Origin of the sequence: Aureispira sp. CCB-QB1 (assembly GCF_000724545.1) — a bacterium.
Classification (GTDB): Bacteria; Bacteroidota; Bacteroidia; order Chitinophagales; family Saprospiraceae; genus Aureispira.
In genome coordinates this window covers 61444-78796 of record NZ_JHBV01000020.1, presented here as the reverse complement: position 1 = coordinate 78796, position 17353 = coordinate 61444, and the positions used below count along the sequence as shown (strand labels likewise).

Sequence of the window (17353 nt, the reverse complement as noted above, 5' to 3'; positions counted from 1 at the left end):
GAAACAAAGATTATTATTACTTGAAATTACCTAACCAAATTTTAGTGCTTGGCGAATTTGATTGAGATGATGTTCGTTGTGCCAAGCTACCTTTTCAAATTCGTCACCCAAAGTCCGCTTTCCAGTTTTGCTATGAATGAAAGTCAAAGCTTTTTTATCATCGTAATGCTGCTCTAGAACGTAAATCATAGCTCTTCTAGTGACATTAAAAATATCTTTATTAATCTCTAGTGGGAATTTGTCATAATTTAGTTGTTCGCAAAAACGATCTTGATCAAAGACCCAAAGAACTTGTTGAGGACCACTAATGACACGGCGAATACGTTCGTAAAGAATCGTTTCAGCATCTGCTAAGTGGTGCAAGATTTGTCTTATCGTCCACTTACCAGGAGCATAGCGCTTATCGAGATCATCTAAGGGCAAATTAAAAAATTGTAAGGTAGTCTGTTTGCTTTTTTCTAGTTCTAATTTAAGGTACTCCTTATTCATACTAAGTAGGTTTTAATAATGGGGAATTAAGCATTGCTCTAAATTAATAAAAAGCTAAGTAGAAGGAGAAAATAAATCATTAAAAAATAACTATTAGCGATTATCACGAATAAAGTTGTGGACTTTTGTAATAAAATATAGTTTTAGTATTGATAACTGCCCAAACAAAACTTTGAGAGTCAAATTTTCCAAAATAGGCGAATTGGCGGGAGCTGCTTGTTATATAGAAAGGCTAGATATGTGAAAAGTATTCAATTATAATGCATTTGTATACAAATCTATGTTGTAGAGTGCTTACTTTTGTATAAATGATTGTTGTGAAGGATAAGCGTAGATTGCCAAAAACTGGAAAGGCAATGTATGGGTTTCTTTTGAATGATTATTGGTCAACATTTATCTATGTCAATTTATATGGAACCAATTTATATTAGAACACTGGCTGAGTTGCATGGGATTATAGGCTGTCCTGAACCCAAGCACCCTTTAATTTCAGTGATAAACTTTACGGAGTCAACTTTTACGGTAGACCTCGTTAAAGTAGAGTTGTTAAATCCCTTTTATGTAATTTTACTATATAATAAAAGAGTACACTCTAGTTTTTCGTATGGGAGAAAAGATATAGAATTAAACCAAGGAACCCTAATTGTGTTACGTCCAGATCAAATTGTTCAAGTATACGATATTGTTAGCCGAGAAGGAGTCGAAGTTTGGGGAATTGTTTTTCATCCCGATTTAATTCGTTCTTCTCCTACCTATGAGCAGATAGCACAGTACAACTTTTTAGCTTATAATCTAAATGAGGCACTACAAATCTCAGTTCAAGAAAAAGAAATTATTCAGACTATTTTGAACAATATTCTCGGCGAGTATCAATTGATTGACGATTATAGCACGACTGTTTGGGTACATCAAATTGTATTATTGTTTACATATATAGAACGATTTTACAATCGGCAGTTTATGGCTAAAAAGTTAGAGTATACCAACATTATCATACGCTTTGAGAAAACACTAAAAGCACTCTTATCGGCTCAAGAGCTTGAAAGAAATGGTTTGCCTACGGTGGAAAGATTGGCCAAAGAAATGAATTTGTCTAGAAATTATCTGGGCAACCTATTAAAAAAAGAGACAGGGAAAAGTACGTTAGAGCATGTTCACACTCAAGTTATTAATAAAGCCAAAACGTTGCTATTTAACAATGAAGATTCTGTTGCTCAAATTGCTTTTCAATTAGGTTTTGAATATCCTCAATATTTTAGTCGGCTTTTTAAAAAGAAAGTCGGTGTAACCCCTTCGCAATATCGAAAATTAGTTTAGTTAGATTGAGAAGTTGTTTAAATCAAAAAATTAGCTTCGCGGCTCCCTTTGGAGAAACTCCTATTTAAAAAAGACGCAATTTGAAACAACCTCTAGATTAAAAAAAGATAAGCATGGAATAGATATACATAAATATATATTTATTAAAACTATAAAAATAAAACAAATAAGATGTCGAATTCAAGCATCCCAACTCCAAAAACATTCCCGTTCCTTGGCAACCTCAAATTAATTAGCCCTAAAGCTTTTAGCCAAAGTTTATCTGCTATTGCCAAAGATTTTGAGGCTGGTCGAATTTTTAAGCTGTTGTTACCTAACAACAATATGATCATTTTAGGATCTCAAGAATTAGTACATGAGGTTTCTGATGAAAGTCGTTTTGCTAAAAACGTCAATCAATCGTTCAAAGAGATACAAAAGCTGTTGGGCGATGGATTGGTAACCGCTGACACGAATAGTTTGGCATGGGGCAAAGCACATCGGTTGTTGATGCCCGCTTTTGGTCCCGTAGCTATTCGAAATTTATTTCCACAAATGTTGGATATAGCCGAGCAAATGATGCTAAAATTTGAGCGAATGGGAGAGGCACACGTATTTGATGTTTCAGACGAAATGACAAAACTGACACTAGATACGATTGCTCTATGCAGCTTTAACTACCGATTTAATAGTTTTTATTCAGATGAGTTACATCCTTTTGTCAAATCAATGGTTGATAGCTTGACAGAAATGGGAAATCGGATTGTTCGATTTCCTCTTCAAACAAAGTTAATGGTCAATACCAATCGGACGTATTTTTCTAATATTGAATACATGCATACAGTTGGTGCTGAAATTGTTCAAACCAGAAAAAAAGATCCGAATAGACATAAGTACAACGATTTGCTGAATGTTATGTTAAATGGTGTTGATCCAATTAGTGGCGAACGGCTTACGGATGAGAATATTAAAAATCAAATGATTACATTTTTGATCGCAGGACATGAAACGACTAGTGGGCTGTTGACTTTTGCTATTTATGAGTTGTTGAACAACCCTGATAAATTGAAGCTAGCTCAAGCAGAAGTTGATAAGGTATTAGGTAATCAACAACCAACAATAGATCATCTTCCTAAATTGATGTATATCGATCAAATTTTGAAAGAAACCTTGCGATTGCATCCAATTGCGCCCATGTATAGTGTTGCTGCACTGGAAGATACTGTGATAGGTGGTGAGTATTTAATCAAAAAGGATGAGACGGTAACGATTCTAATAGAGTGGTTGCATAAAGATAAAACAGTTTGGGGAGAAGATGTCGAGCAGTTTCGTCCCGAACGCTTTGCTGCCAACAATATAGATCAACTTCCAGAGGACTGTTTTAAACCTTTTGGTAGTGGTAGAAGGGCTTGTATTGGTCGCTTTTTTGCCATACAAGAAGCTGTTTTAGCATTATCTATGTTGTTACAACGATTTGAGATATCTAGGGATAACCCCAATTATCAACTAAAAATAAAAGAAGCAATTACAATCAAACCCGATGATTTTAAAATGAGGGTGAAAAGAAAAGAAATTATCATAGAAAACGAAGCTTCTAATAAACAGAAAAAAGTTAAAGAAGTAGTTGATTTACCTGTAGGTCGTACTACTGGAAAACCATTATTAATCTTATTTGGATCTAATACAGGGCTTTCCGAAGGATTTGCTCGAAACATTTACCAGCAAGCTTGTCAATTTGGATATCGACCAACAATAAGTGCTATGGACGATGCAATTGACCAACTTAGCCCCAAAGTACCTACGGTTATTGTGACCGCTTCCTACGAGGGAAAACCGCCAAGAAATGCTGTAAAATTTTTAGAATGGTTGGAGGAGCTTCAAGATGGAAAACTTAAAGGTATGTCTTATGCCGTGTTGGGGTGTGGGCATAAAGATTGGGTGAAAACGTATCAAGCTGTTCCTACGCAAGTAGATCAATTATTATTTAAAATGGGAGCAAAGCCTATTGTAGAAAGAGGAGCCTTGAATGGTGCTGCCAATGTTTATGATGATTTTGAGAAATGGCAAGAGATGTTTTGGGCAAAAATGCCTCGTGAAATCCTGAAAGGGCAAGATTTTTCGGTAAAAATATCGAATGACCGATTGAAAACGCTTGAACAAAAGATTCTACGAAAAGGGATCGTTTTAAGGAACGAAGAGTTGGTCGATATGACACATCCTTTAGGACGCTCGAAAAGGCACATAGAGATTGAGTTACCTAAAGGGATGGAGTATAATTCAGGAGATTATTTGTCCATTCTTCCTAGCAATCCCAAAGAAAATATTGATCGAATTTTTCGCCGCTTGGGCTATAGCGTAGATACACAAATTACAATTCAAGCGGAAGCTATGCAACAGTTTCATTTGCCCGTTGGTTATCCTATTACACTGCTTGATATTTTTACCAATTATGTAGAATTAGGGCAACCAGCTACGCCCAAACAAATAGAGACATTAGCATCTTATTGTTTGTGTCCTCCTGAAAAGTATGCCTTAGAAGCATTGGTGCCAAAAGAAGTCTATGAAAAAGAAGTTTTAAAGAAACGAATTAGTGTTTTAGATTTGTTAGAGCGCTATATGTCTGTTGATATTCCTTTGAAAGAGTTGCTAAAAATGCTTCCACCGATAAAAACTCGCTTGTATTCCATTGCTTCATCCCCTTATTTAGATAATCAAAAGGTGGCTCTAACGGTTGCTGTTGTTCATTCGCCTGCTTGGTCAGGGCAGGGTGACTATAAAGGTTTAGCATCCAATTACTTGGCTGGCTTACCTGTTGGCGGACAAGTCCAAATTGAAACCCAACCAGCAGCGACCGCTTTTCATCTTCCAGAAGACCCTACTGTGCCAGTTATTATGATTGCGGCAGGTAGCGGTATAGCTCCTTTCAGAGGATTTGTTCAAGAGCGATCTGTTCTTAAATCCAAAGGACAGGCTATCGGGGAGACTGTGTTGTTTTTTGGTTGTGATCATCCCAATGTTGACGCACTATATGTTGATGAGTTTAATCAGTGGGAGAAAGAAAATATTGTCAAAGTATTTAGGGCATATAGTGCCTTTGATGATGAGATTAAATTTGTTCAACATAAATTATGGGCAGAACGAGAGAAAGTATACCAACTTTTCCAACAGGGAGCCAAAGTGTTTGTTTGTGGAGATGGTCAGTATATGGTACCTGCAGTTCAAAAAACATTTGTTAATATTTACAAGAGCATGGCAAATGTGTCTGAACAAGAAGCTGAAAAATGGTTTGATGCGATCAAAGAAGGAGGGGAACGTTATGTGGTAGACGCTTTTATTTAATTATTTTTTATAACAATAGTTAGCTGCGCTCACGATAATTAACAAGTTGTAAACTTGTTGTGTCTTTTGTTAAAGTTTTGATTGTCAAGTCAATGTAAATGTGGTTTTTTATTTTTTTTTGGTGACTGAGCTTGCGATTTTACGAGCGCAGCGAGCTAAAAACGTAAACATCAACGACCACGAAGTAGCAGCGAACCGAGCATAGCGAGCTCACGACCGAAGGGAGTAACAAACCCAGCTTGCTGGCTCATGACCGCAGGGAGTAACTAAGCTAACTACTATTATAAAATATAAATTTAAACAACCCTTAACTACAACAAAAGTAGTTAAGGGTTGTTAATTCGTAAACTATTGGTATAAATACTAATTATCTTACTTAAGGCTTGATATGTCCATAGCGACGAGGGAATGGAATGGTTTCTCTAACGTGATGCAAGTCACAACACCAACGAACCAAACGCTCTAAGCCCAAACCAAAACCCGCATGAGGGACAGAACCAAAGCGACGTAAGTCAAGGTACCACTCAAAATCAGCTTGATCTAATTCATGCTCCTCAATCTTTTTCAACAAAATGTCAATATCTGTTTCCCTTTCAGAACCACCAATGATTTCACCAAAGCCATCTGGAGCTAATAGATCGACTCCTTTTACAAATTCAGGATTTCCATCGACTTCCTTCATGTAAAATGCTTTAATCTTAGTAGGCCAGTTATAAACCATCACAGGAGTAGAGAATACACGAGTTAGTACCGTTTCGTCTGAGCTACCTAAATCCTCTCCATGTTTGAAGTTTTTGGCTGATTCAATCCATTTGGGAATGTTTCTTTCTTGTTCTTCAGCAATTTTTATTTCGGCTTGCAATTTGGCAATAACTTGTTCGCTGTGTTTTCTAGCTCCCTTTTTCATACCTGCTTTAATCGCCTTTTCTCGTGTCGCAATTTCTTCTTTGTGACGAACGATTAATGCTCTTGCTGCTGCTAAGTCATCTTCTTGAAGCTGAATAGCATTCTTGCCATCAACATCCACCAATCCATTTAGAATTTTGACCGCATCAGAATAAGCGACTTGTGGGAATTTACCATCGACAACTGCTTGTAGTTTAGAAGTATCTCTTTCCAGCAAGTCAAATTCGATTTTACATTTATCCAAGACATGAGCGATAACGTGTTTTACAAAACGCTCAATGAGAACCATGTTATCTTCGTTGGTTGCAAAAGCAACCTCAGGCTCTATCATCCAGAATTCAGCTAAGTGGCGTGGTGTATTTGATTTTTCCGAACGGAAAGTAGGACCGAAGGTATAGACCTTGTTCATTGCCATTGCCATCGCTTCGGCATATAATTGTCCAGATTGAGACAAATAAGCAGGTTGTCCAAAGAAGTCTGTTTCAAATAAATCGGTTGTTCCTTCACAAGCAGAACCTGTCATCAAGGGAGCATCCATTTGAACGAAACCATCCTTTTGGAAAAAATCATGGATTCCCATAATCAGTTGGTTTCTTACTCGATTGATGGCCCATTGGCGGCGTCTGCGGAGCCAAAGATGGCGACGTTCTTCCAAAAAGTTAGGACCGTGCTCGCCATCTGATTTTGTAATGGGAAAATCGGTTGCAATATGATAAATATCATAACTGCTAACTTGTATTTCGTATCCACCTAAACTTTTATCGTTGCGTAGAAGCTTGCCTGTAAAAGCAACAGAGCTTTCTACTGTCAAGCGTTTGGCTTGCTCAAAAGCTTCTTCCCCAACAGTGTCTAAAGAAACGACACATTGAGTAAAACCAGTACCATCACGGAAATCAAAAAAGTGGTTGGTTTTGCTGTTACGAGGTTTGTCAATCCAGCCTTTTATAGTGACTTCGGTTCCATCTTCGTATTGAGCAAAATCTTGGATATATTGATGTTGCATTATGCTATATTGGATTTGAATTAGTTCTTTACAAACTAATAAATTATGTAATTTAAAATCTAGTGTTGCGAAAATAGAATTTTCTATTTAAAATTAGTAGAATTTTAAACATCTATTTTCATAAGAGTAGCTAGTCACAATTACCTTCCTCTAAAATCCAAAGTTTGGAAGTTTCTTTTTTTACTTTCCAACGCATATTGACGAATATATTATAGACGATTTATAAGAATGTTTGTTGTACAACCATTCTTGATTCAAGAAAGTTCAGAAGTACCTAAAAAAAAGCAATTACTCTTCGGAGTAATTGCTTTGCACATTTGTCATGTAGTGTAACTGAACTTAGCGTTTGATGACAAAAGGTTTGTTGGTAACGGTTGTTGTTGCGTTTTCTATGATAACGCTATAGACTCCAGCAGGTAGCTGTTCTACAGATAATTCTAAAATATCAGATTGAGCATTATTAATAGTGTGTGTTGTCGTATACTGAACAGCACCCAACATACTAATTACTTTAACCGTTAACTCATCATCTGCTTTGAATTGTCTAAAGTTTAGACTAATAATTTGATTGGCAGGGTTAGGGAATAAATCCACTTCTGCTTTGTTAGCAATTTTTTCTACGCTAGTTGTAAGAGCATCATTGGTTTCATTTCCTGATCCAGGGTATACACTAAGTACATCTCCTTTAGCTCGATCGTTGTCTGTTATCATAACCATCGGAGAAGGAACGTTGTTACAACCATAAACATAGACATAGTCAATAGCAATTCCGTCAGTCGTAGCACCATAATTGTCATACTGTTGGAAACGGATAACAAATTCTTCACTTAGTGTTAGGCTATTGGCAGTAGCCAAAGCAGCCAAGTCAAGTGTAACAGCTGTCCAAGTGTTGTTGGCTGCTCCCGTTAGGTCATGGACCTTAACAAAGTTCTCACCACCATCGTCTGATAAATAAACGCCATCTTGTGTATGTGTTTCATCTAAAAACTCTTTCCATCTGAAGAGTATCTTAGGACTAGTACATCCAGATAAGTCAACTCTTAAATCAGCTTGATTGGTAGCATAGTTATTATTAGTATTGACATCCATCACCAAGTGATAGGCTCCAGAATAAGGACCATTGGCATTGGTCAATTCAGCACGTCCAAATTCGTTAGAACTTTGCGTCAACCAGTAATTATCTAATACACCAGAGTTGAAGTTGGTGAAATATGGAATTTTTGCATAGCCACTTTGGTTACAATTAGCGGCATATACATACATGTAATCAATGTTAAAATCTCCTGTACAACCTGCTTCAGGATCAACCAATTTGATAACTACTTTTCCATCTTGTGTATGATTAGAAATATTGTAAACATAAACATAGGTATAACCGCTGCTACAGTTGGTAGTTGATAAAGTAAAATCACGTTGGTATTGTCCGTCAATGTGCACTTCGCTATGATTGTTTTGCCAACCACCTTTGAGTAACAATCTTAGTTTGTCTGTACCAGCAGGCACGTCAAACTCTACACTAACAAAGTCTCCGCCAGAAGCAGAACAAGAACCAACACGTAGTTGTTGAGGATCGCTGTCACAGTTATAAACAGTAGTTAGTGATGTATTGGCAGAAACAGTATAATTGTGGCTAGTAACATCGGTACCAAGGTTGTGAGAACCTACAAAATCATACGTAAAACAAGAACAGGTCAAATAAGCTCTATCGTTAATGGCACTATAACGAAGACGAGCAATTTGCCCAGGCGTGAATACTGTTCTACAGCTTTTTCTGGAATACGACATATAGTTGGTCGTTTGTGGCGTATAGCTATCACCATTTGCATCTACATCAGTACCTGTATAAACACAAGAACCATTTACTTTACCTGATAAATTAGGATCGGCAGGAGTGTCACAAATTTGATCACCAGCAGTACTACAGTTACTACCATTGACTAGCTCATTACCAGCGTTGTGGGTGTGACGAACAGAAAAGTAATGCCCAAATTCGTGAATCAATGTGCTTCCATTGGTGGTACAGCCGTTGGCCATGAAAATTCTATCGGCACCTCCAGGATAGTAGGCATATCCGCAGTAAGAACTTCCTGCACCATTAGAAACGGTATTACAATGAAAGACATTTACTACATTAGAAACTTCATAAGCTGCTGCTAAAGCTGCTTCTTCGGAGGTTTCAAAAGTGTAATAAGTATCGTCGTTTACATAGGCTCTACTACACTCGTAGAACTGTACATTGGCAACCGCATAAGCGGCATTTAATCCATCCATTGCATTTTGTAAATTGGTATTGGAGATTCCTCCTGTACCATCTGTTTTACGGACAATAATGTGTCGAACAGGAATATAAATTGTTCCTGAACGCCCATTGTCAACATAACTTTGGCGCTCTCTCAGGGTTCTGTTCATGTAGTCAAGCTGCCCTTGAGTTGCGTGTGTAGCACATTCTTGGTGTGGTGTTCCATGACTGTGCAAATGTTGTTGTGCATTTTGTGCATTGAGTACAAATCCTGTGCATAGTAAGAAAAGGATTAGTGGGAAATTTTTCTTTAAACTTTTCATGTTTAAATTTTGGGGAAGTGGTGAATAAAATTTGGTTATGGGACGTTTAAATACAAAATCTCAAAGTAATCATACTTTGTTGTTGAATGTATAACTGGCTATCTTTTAATTCAAACTACAATAAAAAAAATATAAAACAAAATCTTGATTCTATTTTTTTGGATAATTTTTTATTAATTTAATATAAATATATTGTTGTAACTCTAGCGTGTATGCTGTTTGAGGACAATCTGATAATAGTGTTGTAAATAAAAAAAAATAGATACTTCCAACCTATCAAAATTTAAAGACGTCTTAAAAGAAAATGATATGCTATGGGGTTAAAAATTTTTTGCTTTTTTATTCTGGGGATTTTTGCTTGTTCTAAAGTAAATCAGTGGAAACAGCCAACTCAAGTTTGTTTTGAGATTGACCTAGAAGAAGAGACCATTATGGACGGTGCTTTATTTTTTAAAAATGGTTATATTGTAATTGAGTCCTTTCAGTTTGATGGCAAAAGAGTGCAAGGAGCAGATGTTTATTTTACAAAACATTATGAGCAGAAGATTAATACAACTTTTGGAGCGGCAAATGTGGAAGGGTTAGAGTTTGATGTCCCGCAAGGTACTTATACAGGAATCAATCTAGAAATAAAAACCGTACCCAACAAAGAAGAAGCTAATATGGTAATTGATGGAATTTTTAAAAATTCTTTCGGTACTTCTTATCCTATTCGCTTTGAGTTGAATCAATTGGAAACATTTTCAATAGTAGGCAAAGATTTGATTGAGAACGATAAAGAAGTTGACTTGCTTCAAAATTCTAAAACAAAGGCAACTATTTTGCTCAATCCTGCTAAATGGTTTGCTGTTTTGCCCAAAAAAGCTTTAGAAAAGGCAGAAAAAGTTTCGGTTAAAGGAATAAATACTATATTGATTAACAGTAAAATCAATAAACAATTATATGAAGACATTGTAACTTCGTTAAAAGATAATGCTATTGAAGCGATTTTTGTAAAACAAAGCTAACTGAGCGTGAAAGATAATTTGGATATAAACGATATTTCGGAGAGAGAACTCGTGCAACGTTGCATTGCCAACGAGCGCCAGTACCAAGAATTGCTCTATCGAAAATATGCAGACCAAATGTATAGTGTTTGTCTTTCTTATAACAACGATGAAGATGCTGCTTGTGATATTCTCCAAGATGGCTTTATCAAGGTTTTTAGAAAATTGGAACAATTCAATTTTGAAAGCTCTCTAAAAGGTTGGGTAAGACGAATTATTATCAATACTGCATTAGACCACTACCGAAAACAAAAACGACACGAAGAAAAACTAGAATCCTATACACAGGTGGCAATAAGTCCAACGATTGGCAATGTTTTAGAGCAAATAGATGCCCAAGACTTAATTGCTTTGGTCAATGAGTTGCCTTCTAGAGCTGCGATGGTGCTCAAGCTTTATGCCGTAGAAGGATACAATCATAAAGAAATTGCTGAAAAGCTTGACATTAGTGAAGGAACCTCAAAGTCTCAGCTACACCGTGCAAGAACATTATTAAAACAGTTGCTGAGCAAGAATAATGAAAAGTAATTTGGACCAACATATTGATGCAAAAATAAAGACTTCTTTTGATGCTTATCAAAAGCAAGCACCTACAGACCTGTGGGGGCGTATTGTTGGCAAAATGGATTTGGAAAAGGCTGTGGATAAATCTTTAGATGAAAAAGTGCACGCAGCTCATTCTGAGATACCAATACAGAAAGCTCCTTTGGGTATATGGCAAAAGGTTGAAAAAAATCTAGATGAAACGCCTTCGATAGATGCAGTACTAGATGAGAAAATCAAAGATGGTTTTTTGTCAAATACTAAAAATATAGCACCTGCTTTTTTGTGGGGGGCTATCTCTGATGAATTAAGCAGTTCTGCAACATCCATAGATGAAGTTTTAGACAACAAATTAAAACAAGGCTTTCTTTCACAAGAATCTAAGAAAACACCCAATAGAGTATGGTATGCTGTTAGTCGCCAACTGAATATCGACAAAACTTGGGAACGCATTAGTAAAGTGCTGGACAAAGAGCCTATAGTAAGTGATTGGAGTGGGCGTATGTTAGCTTTTCTAGCCAGTGCGGTCTTGTTGTTGTTGTTATTAAAAACTTGTACACATGAACCTTATACTATTCCAAGTACTGATTTTGTTCAACAGTTGCAAAATAAGGAATCAAATGATCAGGTACTGATGCCTTTAGTAACTAAAAAAGATCCTACAAATACCCCATCAGGTGTATCTAAACCTGTTATTGCTCCATTATCAAAAAAACCTAATAATAGATTAGCATCAAGAAACTCTAATAATTCAAAGGATACCAAAACAAAAAAGAAAAAATTAATAGCTCAGTTTCCAACCCAAAGGGGACTTCATTCGTCTTCTAACAAACTGTCGAGTAATAAGCAAGTTGATGTATCCAAAAAAGTACTGGCAGTTGATTCTAAAAAAGAAACAAGTTCTGATAATGAATTACCAATTGTAGCTAGTGAAATTGAAAAAGGTCTCTTGCCAAGTCATGCAGCAACAAGTAGCCAGCCTATTGATTCTAAAGGGACAAAAGTGAGCCCGTCGGATGTTAATTTCCTTAAAAATAAGGAGGCTCTTGTAGCAAAAAAACAATTCGATATAATATGGCTGGATCGTTCTACAATAAATCCTTTAGCAATAGGTCATACGGTGGAGCCAATTCGGTTGTTGGACGAAATGAAACTAGAACGAAAAGCAAAAAAGAATTTGGTAGAAGGAAAGTTGGAAGCTGGTGCTTTTATGGTCGTTAATTCAACAATGTTGTTGAATAATGAAACTAGAGAGGGATTTGACCAAAACAGTTTAACTACAAATTACTTTGGTTTGGCTGCTAATTATGGCTTATGGGCATCGTATCAAATTATTCCTAAAGGGGCTTTGGTTGCTGAATTCTCAATTAATGCCGATAATCGACAAGCATATGGCATGTATCAAAAAGGTGTCTTTTATATCAAAGAGTGGGTCATGAAATACAATAGGCTCTCATTGGCATACAAGCATGCTATCTGGCAAACAAATAGCAAAAAGCTCGTTAATACAAAGGTAGTAGCACAAGCGGGGATTTATGTAGGAGTGATGAGAGAAGCGAAATTATTTTACGATGGTGTTCTATTTTTTGACAAACAATCAGATTATCATCAATTTGATGTTGGATTTAAAGTGGCATTGGGGCAAGAAGTACTGATTGATAAATTTGTATTAGGGTATGGGCTTCGTTCGGATATTGGCGCATCTAATATCTTTAAAGGAAATAGTGTGTTGAATGCTAACGAGGATAAAACTAATATCATCCATTTAGGAGGATATGTTCTCCTAGGCTATCGCTTTTAGTTCAATTAGTATACTAAAAATGACAAATAGTTGGAATTTGTCAAAACTTTAACATTTTGTTAAGAAAAATATACAATATAAAAGAAACTTGATTTTTAGTTTAAACGTTTAAGCATATAGGTAGAAAGATTGACTACCTTTCTACCATGCTTTTTACAAGTTTCTAATAAAATAATAGGTTTGTAATTTAGCAATTTTTGTACTGTTTTTTCAGAGGCTTCTCATTGCAAGGGGGGGCCTCTTTTCTTTTTGAGCCTTAACTTAGAATGATATTATATGGATGTTATCAGGGCATATTTGAACCGCATGGTACCTTTGAGTGATAACGATTGGGAGATTTTTTCATCAAAACTGGTGCTACAAGAGTTGCCTAAAAAAGCAATCCTTTTGGAGGTGGGAAAGGTTGAACAGCGGCTTTCTTTTGTTGAAAAAGGCATTGTCCGACTTTTTATTCCAAAATTCGAAAACGATATAACTTTTGGGTTTTGTTTTGACAATGAATTTGTTAGTGCTTATGATTCTTTCCTTACTCAATTGCCCAGTGCTTGCAAGATAGAGACATTAACTCCAAGTCGTATTTGGAGTTTGTCTTATGATGATTTACAATCTATTTATGTCGAAACTTCTATCGGAAATACCATAGGGAGACTTGCCGCAGAGAATTTGTACAAAATCAAGGCACAAAGAGAACTGTCGTTGTTGAACGATACAGCGGAGGAGCGATATTTGAAGTTATTTCACGAACGTCCAGAACTGTTGCAATTTATCCCACTAAAATATTTGGCTTCTTATATAGGGATTACTCCTCAAGCTTTGAGTAGAATTAGAAAGCGCATTTCTTAACTTGGGTTCATTGTTTCGTTGATTTAGTTGTTGCACTTTTGTGAAAATTTAAACAACTAGAATAAAACATATGAAACCATTAATTGTACTATTGACGAGCTTTTTAATTTTAGTATTCATTACCAAAAAGAATCAAAGATTTCGAATAGCTCTTTCTGCTAGAATAGCTTTGTCTATTATGCTGTGTTTTACTGCAATTGCCCATTTTGTCTTTACAGAGGGCATGGCTATGATGTTGCCAGCGATAGTTCCGTTCAAAATCCCAATTGTATATGGGACTGGATTATTGGAGATAGGAGCAGCAGTAATGTTGCATATTCCCAAATATCAAAAAGCAATCGCTTGGTTTTTATTAGGCTTTTTTATCCTATTATTACCTGCGAATATTAATGCCGCAATTTTAGAGGTCGACTATCAAAATGGAACTTATGACGGGCATGGAGTAGCCTACTTATGGTTTAGGATACCGCTTCAAGTCTTGTTTATTCTTTGGACTTATTTTAGTGCTATTAGAGTGCCAATGAGTAAATAGTCATCATATTTAATCGGTTGTAGGTTTTTATTTGGTATTGAATGAGGTAAAATTATTTTTCTTTAAAATTAGTACACATTCGTCTGAAAAAATGTTATAATAAGAATGTTAGTTATACTACTTAGCTGCGCTGCTACTGCGTGGTTTTTACGAACTATTGAAAGGATAAAAAATAAACCAATAAGAGAATGGTAGAATTAAAGTGGCCCAACCGATTGACCGTTATTCGACATGGAGAATCAGAGCAGAACGTAGCTTTGGATCTCTTTCAGCACGATTTAGAAGGTGTTTTAGCCAAACAAAAGAAAATAAGAGATGCTGATATTCAATTGACAAAAAAAGGATTTTGGCAAGCAACAGAGACGGGAAAATACCTGAATACTATTTCGCCATTTGACATTTGCTTTGTATCACCTTATTGTAGAACACTTCAAACTATTGAAGCCATCCAAAAAGAATTGGACTATAAGTTATTAGTTTACAATGATTTTCGATTGCGAGAGAAAGAGTTTGGCAGGCTGCATGGTTTTACAACCAAAGAAATTAAAGCTAAATATCCTGATGAGTATGAAGATAGAGAACGAGATGGCAAGTTTTATTATCGATTGCCACGAGGAGAAAATTACCCTGATGTATGTGATCGTATTTATAGTTTTTTGTCTAAATTAAGTAGAGATTATGCGGGGCAAAATGTCTTAATCATCACCCACCAAGTTCCCTATATTTTGTTTAAATCGCTTTTTGAGCATTTAAATGAAGCAGAGATATTGGCATTGCCCAAGCCTCCTAATTGTGCTATTGAACAGTTTGAGTTAGAAACAGGAAAACATCCAGAAGGAAGACTAGTACAGAAAATCTTCAATTATATTGCCTATAATCCAAGTGATTGGATAGGGAAAAAAAAGTAGTAAGGTTGTTTAGTGATAAGAGGTGGATTTAGTATTAATAATACTCCGCTGCTTTTTTACTTTTTGGGGCAATTACTCAAAGTAGTAGTAGCGTAGCTAACTATTGTCAAAGATCTTGAATTAAAAATTCTACTCGACGATTTTTCTTTCGACCACTCTCATTTTCATTGCTTGCGACTGGTTTTGTTTCTCCAAAACCTGCGAATTTCAAACGTTTCTTGTCGATACCTTCTTGAATAAGGTAATGGTAGATTGTTTGCGCTCGGTTGGTTGATAATTCCAAATTAGCTTCTTGGCTTCCTACATTGTCAGTATGCCCATGAATAGCAATGCAGATATTAGGATGTTCTAAGAGGTTTTGAAGCAAAAGGTCAAGATTTGGGAAAGATTCTTGTTCTAAGATAGCTGTACCACTTTTAAAAATAATATTATCTAAAACAATCGTAGTCCCCACTTCCATCTTGATAGGGAGGGGTGTTGGTGGTTCTATCGGCAAATCTTTTGCTTCACAAACAATTACATCGTCAATGGCAATGCAACCATCCATGGCACTTTTGTACTCGGTGTGAAACTGTCCAATGCATAGGTGTGTATGTGCTTCAGTAGCAACAAAAGTACCAGCTAATTTTTGCCAACTATGAGGTCGACAAGCCTTTTTTTGAGGCGGAGCAACTTGGGGCTGTTCATCAATATAACGTTGTGTTTGTTGTATGACCCCGTCGTGGAACCAGCAACCAAAACGAGGGTTTTTCTGAGGCATAGGATGGTTTTTCCCAATTAAAGCCATGTACCAAAATTCAGCATAGTATGTTTTTCCTTTCTCTAAAGGTTGTTTTAACCGAACTTGTATGTATTCTGTCCATACTCCCATGTTGTTGATAATGCCCACGCTATTTTTGCCAGTTCTAGCGATAGGGATTTTATAAGAACGACTAAGGTCATTAAGATGAGATGTCAATATATCAGGGGTAGCTAAGCTTGCTGATTGCCAGTCTTGAATAGTGGAATCAAAGTCAATGACATTGGCTGAAAATTTGGAAGGAGCTAGGGTTTTTAATTGTTCGAAGCTGGGATTGGGAACTAGATTCGTATTCTGAGCAATAGTTGTATCATAAATAAGATGGCAAAGTAGACAGAAAAATAGAGGCTTCATGCTAATATTTGTAACAAGAGTATTTAATTTGAATTACTGTCTTTTCATAAGTCAAAACTTTAAATAGGTTACAATAAAATGTGTAGAAAATGCTTTTTTTCCCAAAAAAGCAAAAAGTAGCTAAACTATCTCTCTTTTTTTAGTTTAAAAAATATGACAAAATTACCTCTCGACAACTTGGCATATTCAAAATGACAGGAAAAATGAACTATTCGAAAAAAGATAGTTTAAAATAAAATAATTTAATACACTTGATTTTATTGTTAATTTAATGAGTAGCTTTTTTTTTATTAAAAAAGTAACTTAATAAAGTTTATTTTATTTTATTTTTAATAAAAGTTTGTAATATTATTTTTTATCGAAAACTATAAAATCGGGTTGTAAATTCCAAAAAAATTGTAGTACATTTGTTGCATCACTAAGATTCAATACCAATAGAATCATCAACAATCAATCGTTTGGGATGATAAAAAAGCACTTTTTTTTGTCATCCCTATTTTGAACAATAATTAAACTATCAATTAAAAAGTAAATTAAAATGGCAATTACAGATATTGTAACAGAAACGGTAAAAGATGTTTTCGCATTGAGCAAGAACATTGCTAAAGTAGTAAAAGAGGAAGTTGTAGGTTTTAATGGTGGTGATGATTATGACTACGAAGAAGAAGAATCTAGAGATAGAAAATCAATGTTTAAATATATTGAGACATTCGAAACAAAAGCTAAAGAAGTAATTGCATCTGCCTTCTCTGGTTTTAAAACTTCTAAATCAGAAGAACAAGAGGAATTGGAAGAGCGTATTGCTGCTTTGGAAGCCAAATTGAGCAAATTGGTAGAAGAAAGTTTAGAAGCACTTCGCAAAGAAGACTAATCAATACGTTTATCATCAACGTTTATGGTCTCTCAATCTATGAGATATTTATCTAATTCAT

At 35.7% G+C, this 17353-nt stretch carries 13 protein-coding genes; 9 read left to right on the top strand and 4 right to left on the bottom strand.

Annotation, left to right across the window (positions count from 1 at the left end):
- Positions 1-30: 30 nt before the first annotated feature.
- Positions 31-489, bottom strand: coding sequence for a DinB family protein (locus CG11_RS09135; RefSeq protein ID WP_052595353.1), 459 nt, complete (start codon positions 487-489; stop codon positions 31-33).
- Between the two features lie 399 nt (positions 490-888).
- Between CG11_RS09135 and CG11_RS09130 the strand changes: the two genes are divergently transcribed.
- Both CG11_RS09130 and CG11_RS09125 read left to right on the top strand, forming a co-directional pair.
- Positions 889-1806 carry an AraC family transcriptional regulator gene (locus CG11_RS09130; protein ID WP_197043809.1) on the top strand — a complete coding sequence of 306 codons (918 nt, stop codon included), beginning with the start codon at positions 889-891 and terminating at the stop codon, positions 1804-1806.
- Positions 1807-1977: 171 nt separating this feature from the next.
- Complete coding sequence (locus CG11_RS09125) at positions 1978-5124, top strand: cytochrome P450 (protein WP_052595349.1); 3147 nt, start codon at positions 1978-1980, stop codon at positions 5122-5124.
- 376 nt (positions 5125-5500) lie between these two features.
- On the opposite strand, the gene CG11_RS09120 is transcribed toward CG11_RS09125, so the two are convergent.
- Together CG11_RS09120 and CG11_RS09115 are read right to left on the bottom strand one after the other, a co-directional pair.
- Positions 5501-7033: an asparagine--tRNA ligase gene (locus CG11_RS09120; RefSeq protein WP_052595345.1), complete on the bottom strand. Its 1533-nt coding sequence runs from the start codon at positions 7031-7033 to the stop codon at positions 5501-5503.
- A gap of 339 nt (positions 7034-7372) precedes the next feature.
- Entirely contained in the window at positions 7373-9595 is a 2223-nt protein-coding gene (locus CG11_RS09115) for a M43 family zinc metalloprotease (RefSeq protein WP_052595344.1), read from the bottom strand.
- Between the two features lie 314 nt (positions 9596-9909).
- Between CG11_RS09115 and CG11_RS09110 the strand changes: the two genes are divergently transcribed.
- The 6 genes from CG11_RS09110 (at position 9910) to CG11_RS09085 (ending at position 15268) form a co-directional block, all read left to right on the top strand.
- A complete protein-coding gene (locus CG11_RS09110) occupies positions 9910-10602 on the top strand; it encodes a hypothetical protein (protein ID WP_052595341.1) in 693 nt (230 codons plus the stop codon).
- Positions 10603-10608: 6 nt separating this feature from the next.
- Entirely contained in the window at positions 10609-11169 is a 561-nt protein-coding gene (locus CG11_RS09105; protein ID WP_231512776.1) for an RNA polymerase sigma factor, read from the top strand.
- Positions 11159-12985, top strand: a complete 1827-nt coding sequence (locus CG11_RS09100) for a hypothetical protein (RefSeq protein WP_052595339.1) — start codon at positions 11159-11161, stop codon at positions 12983-12985. The genes CG11_RS09105 and CG11_RS09100 overlap by 11 nt, the downstream gene beginning before the upstream one ends.
- Positions 12986-13261: 276 nt before the next feature.
- Positions 13262-13828, top strand: coding sequence for a Crp/Fnr family transcriptional regulator (locus CG11_RS09095; RefSeq protein WP_052595337.1), 567 nt, complete (start codon positions 13262-13264; stop codon positions 13826-13828).
- A 70-nt stretch (positions 13829-13898) separates the two neighbouring features.
- The gene (locus CG11_RS09090) at positions 13899-14360 is read left to right on the top strand and encodes a hypothetical protein (protein ID WP_052595335.1); all 462 of its coding nucleotides are present in this window, start codon (positions 13899-13901) and stop codon (positions 14358-14360) included.
- A gap of 188 nt (positions 14361-14548) precedes the next feature.
- Positions 14549-15268: a histidine phosphatase family protein gene (locus tag CG11_RS09085; RefSeq protein ID WP_052595333.1), complete on the top strand. Its 720-nt coding sequence runs from the start codon at positions 14549-14551 to the stop codon at positions 15266-15268.
- A 106-nt stretch (positions 15269-15374) separates the two neighbouring features.
- Here CG11_RS09085 and CG11_RS09080 read toward each other — a convergent pair whose 3' ends face one another.
- Positions 15375-16421, bottom strand: a complete 1047-nt coding sequence (locus CG11_RS09080) for an OmpA family protein (RefSeq protein WP_052595330.1) — start codon at positions 16419-16421, stop codon at positions 15375-15377.
- A 538-nt stretch (positions 16422-16959) separates the two neighbouring features.
- Between CG11_RS09080 and CG11_RS09075 the strand changes: the two genes are divergently transcribed.
- Positions 16960-17292, top strand: a complete 333-nt coding sequence (locus CG11_RS09075) for a hypothetical protein (protein ID WP_052595328.1) — start codon at positions 16960-16962, stop codon at positions 17290-17292.
- The last annotated feature ends 61 nt before the right edge of the window (positions 17293-17353 follow it).

Coding starts and splice junctions, on each gene's coding strand:
- CG11_RS09085 (WP_052595333.1), top strand. CDS start 14,549: ATGGTAGAATTAAAGTGGCCCAACCGATTGACCGTTATTCGACATGGA.
- CG11_RS09095 (WP_052595337.1), top strand. CDS start 13,262: ATGGATGTTATCAGGGCATATTTGAACCGCATGGTACCTTTGAGTGAT.
- CG11_RS09115 (WP_052595344.1), bottom strand. CDS start 9,595: ATGAAAAGTTTAAAGAAAAATTTCCCACTAATCCTTTTCTTACTATGC.
- CG11_RS09110 (WP_052595341.1), top strand. CDS start 9,910: ATGGGGTTAAAAATTTTTTGCTTTTTTATTCTGGGGATTTTTGCTTGT.
- CG11_RS09080 (WP_052595330.1), bottom strand. CDS start 16,421: ATGAAGCCTCTATTTTTCTGTCTACTTTGCCATCTTATTTATGATACA.
- CG11_RS09090 (WP_052595335.1), top strand. CDS start 13,899: ATGAAACCATTAATTGTACTATTGACGAGCTTTTTAATTTTAGTATTC.
- CG11_RS09075 (WP_052595328.1), top strand. CDS start 16,960: ATGGCAATTACAGATATTGTAACAGAAACGGTAAAAGATGTTTTCGCA.
- CG11_RS09135 (WP_052595353.1), bottom strand. CDS start 489: ATGAATAAGGAGTACCTTAAATTAGAACTAGAAAAAAGCAAACAGACT.
- CG11_RS09100 (WP_052595339.1), top strand. CDS start 11,159: ATGAAAAGTAATTTGGACCAACATATTGATGCAAAAATAAAGACTTCT.
- CG11_RS09120 (WP_052595345.1), bottom strand. CDS start 7,033: ATGCAACATCAATATATCCAAGATTTTGCTCAATACGAAGATGGAACC.
- CG11_RS09130 (WP_197043809.1), top strand. CDS start 889: ATGTCAATTTATATGGAACCAATTTATATTAGAACACTGGCTGAGTTG.
- CG11_RS09125 (WP_052595349.1), top strand. CDS start 1,978: ATGTCGAATTCAAGCATCCCAACTCCAAAAACATTCCCGTTCCTTGGC.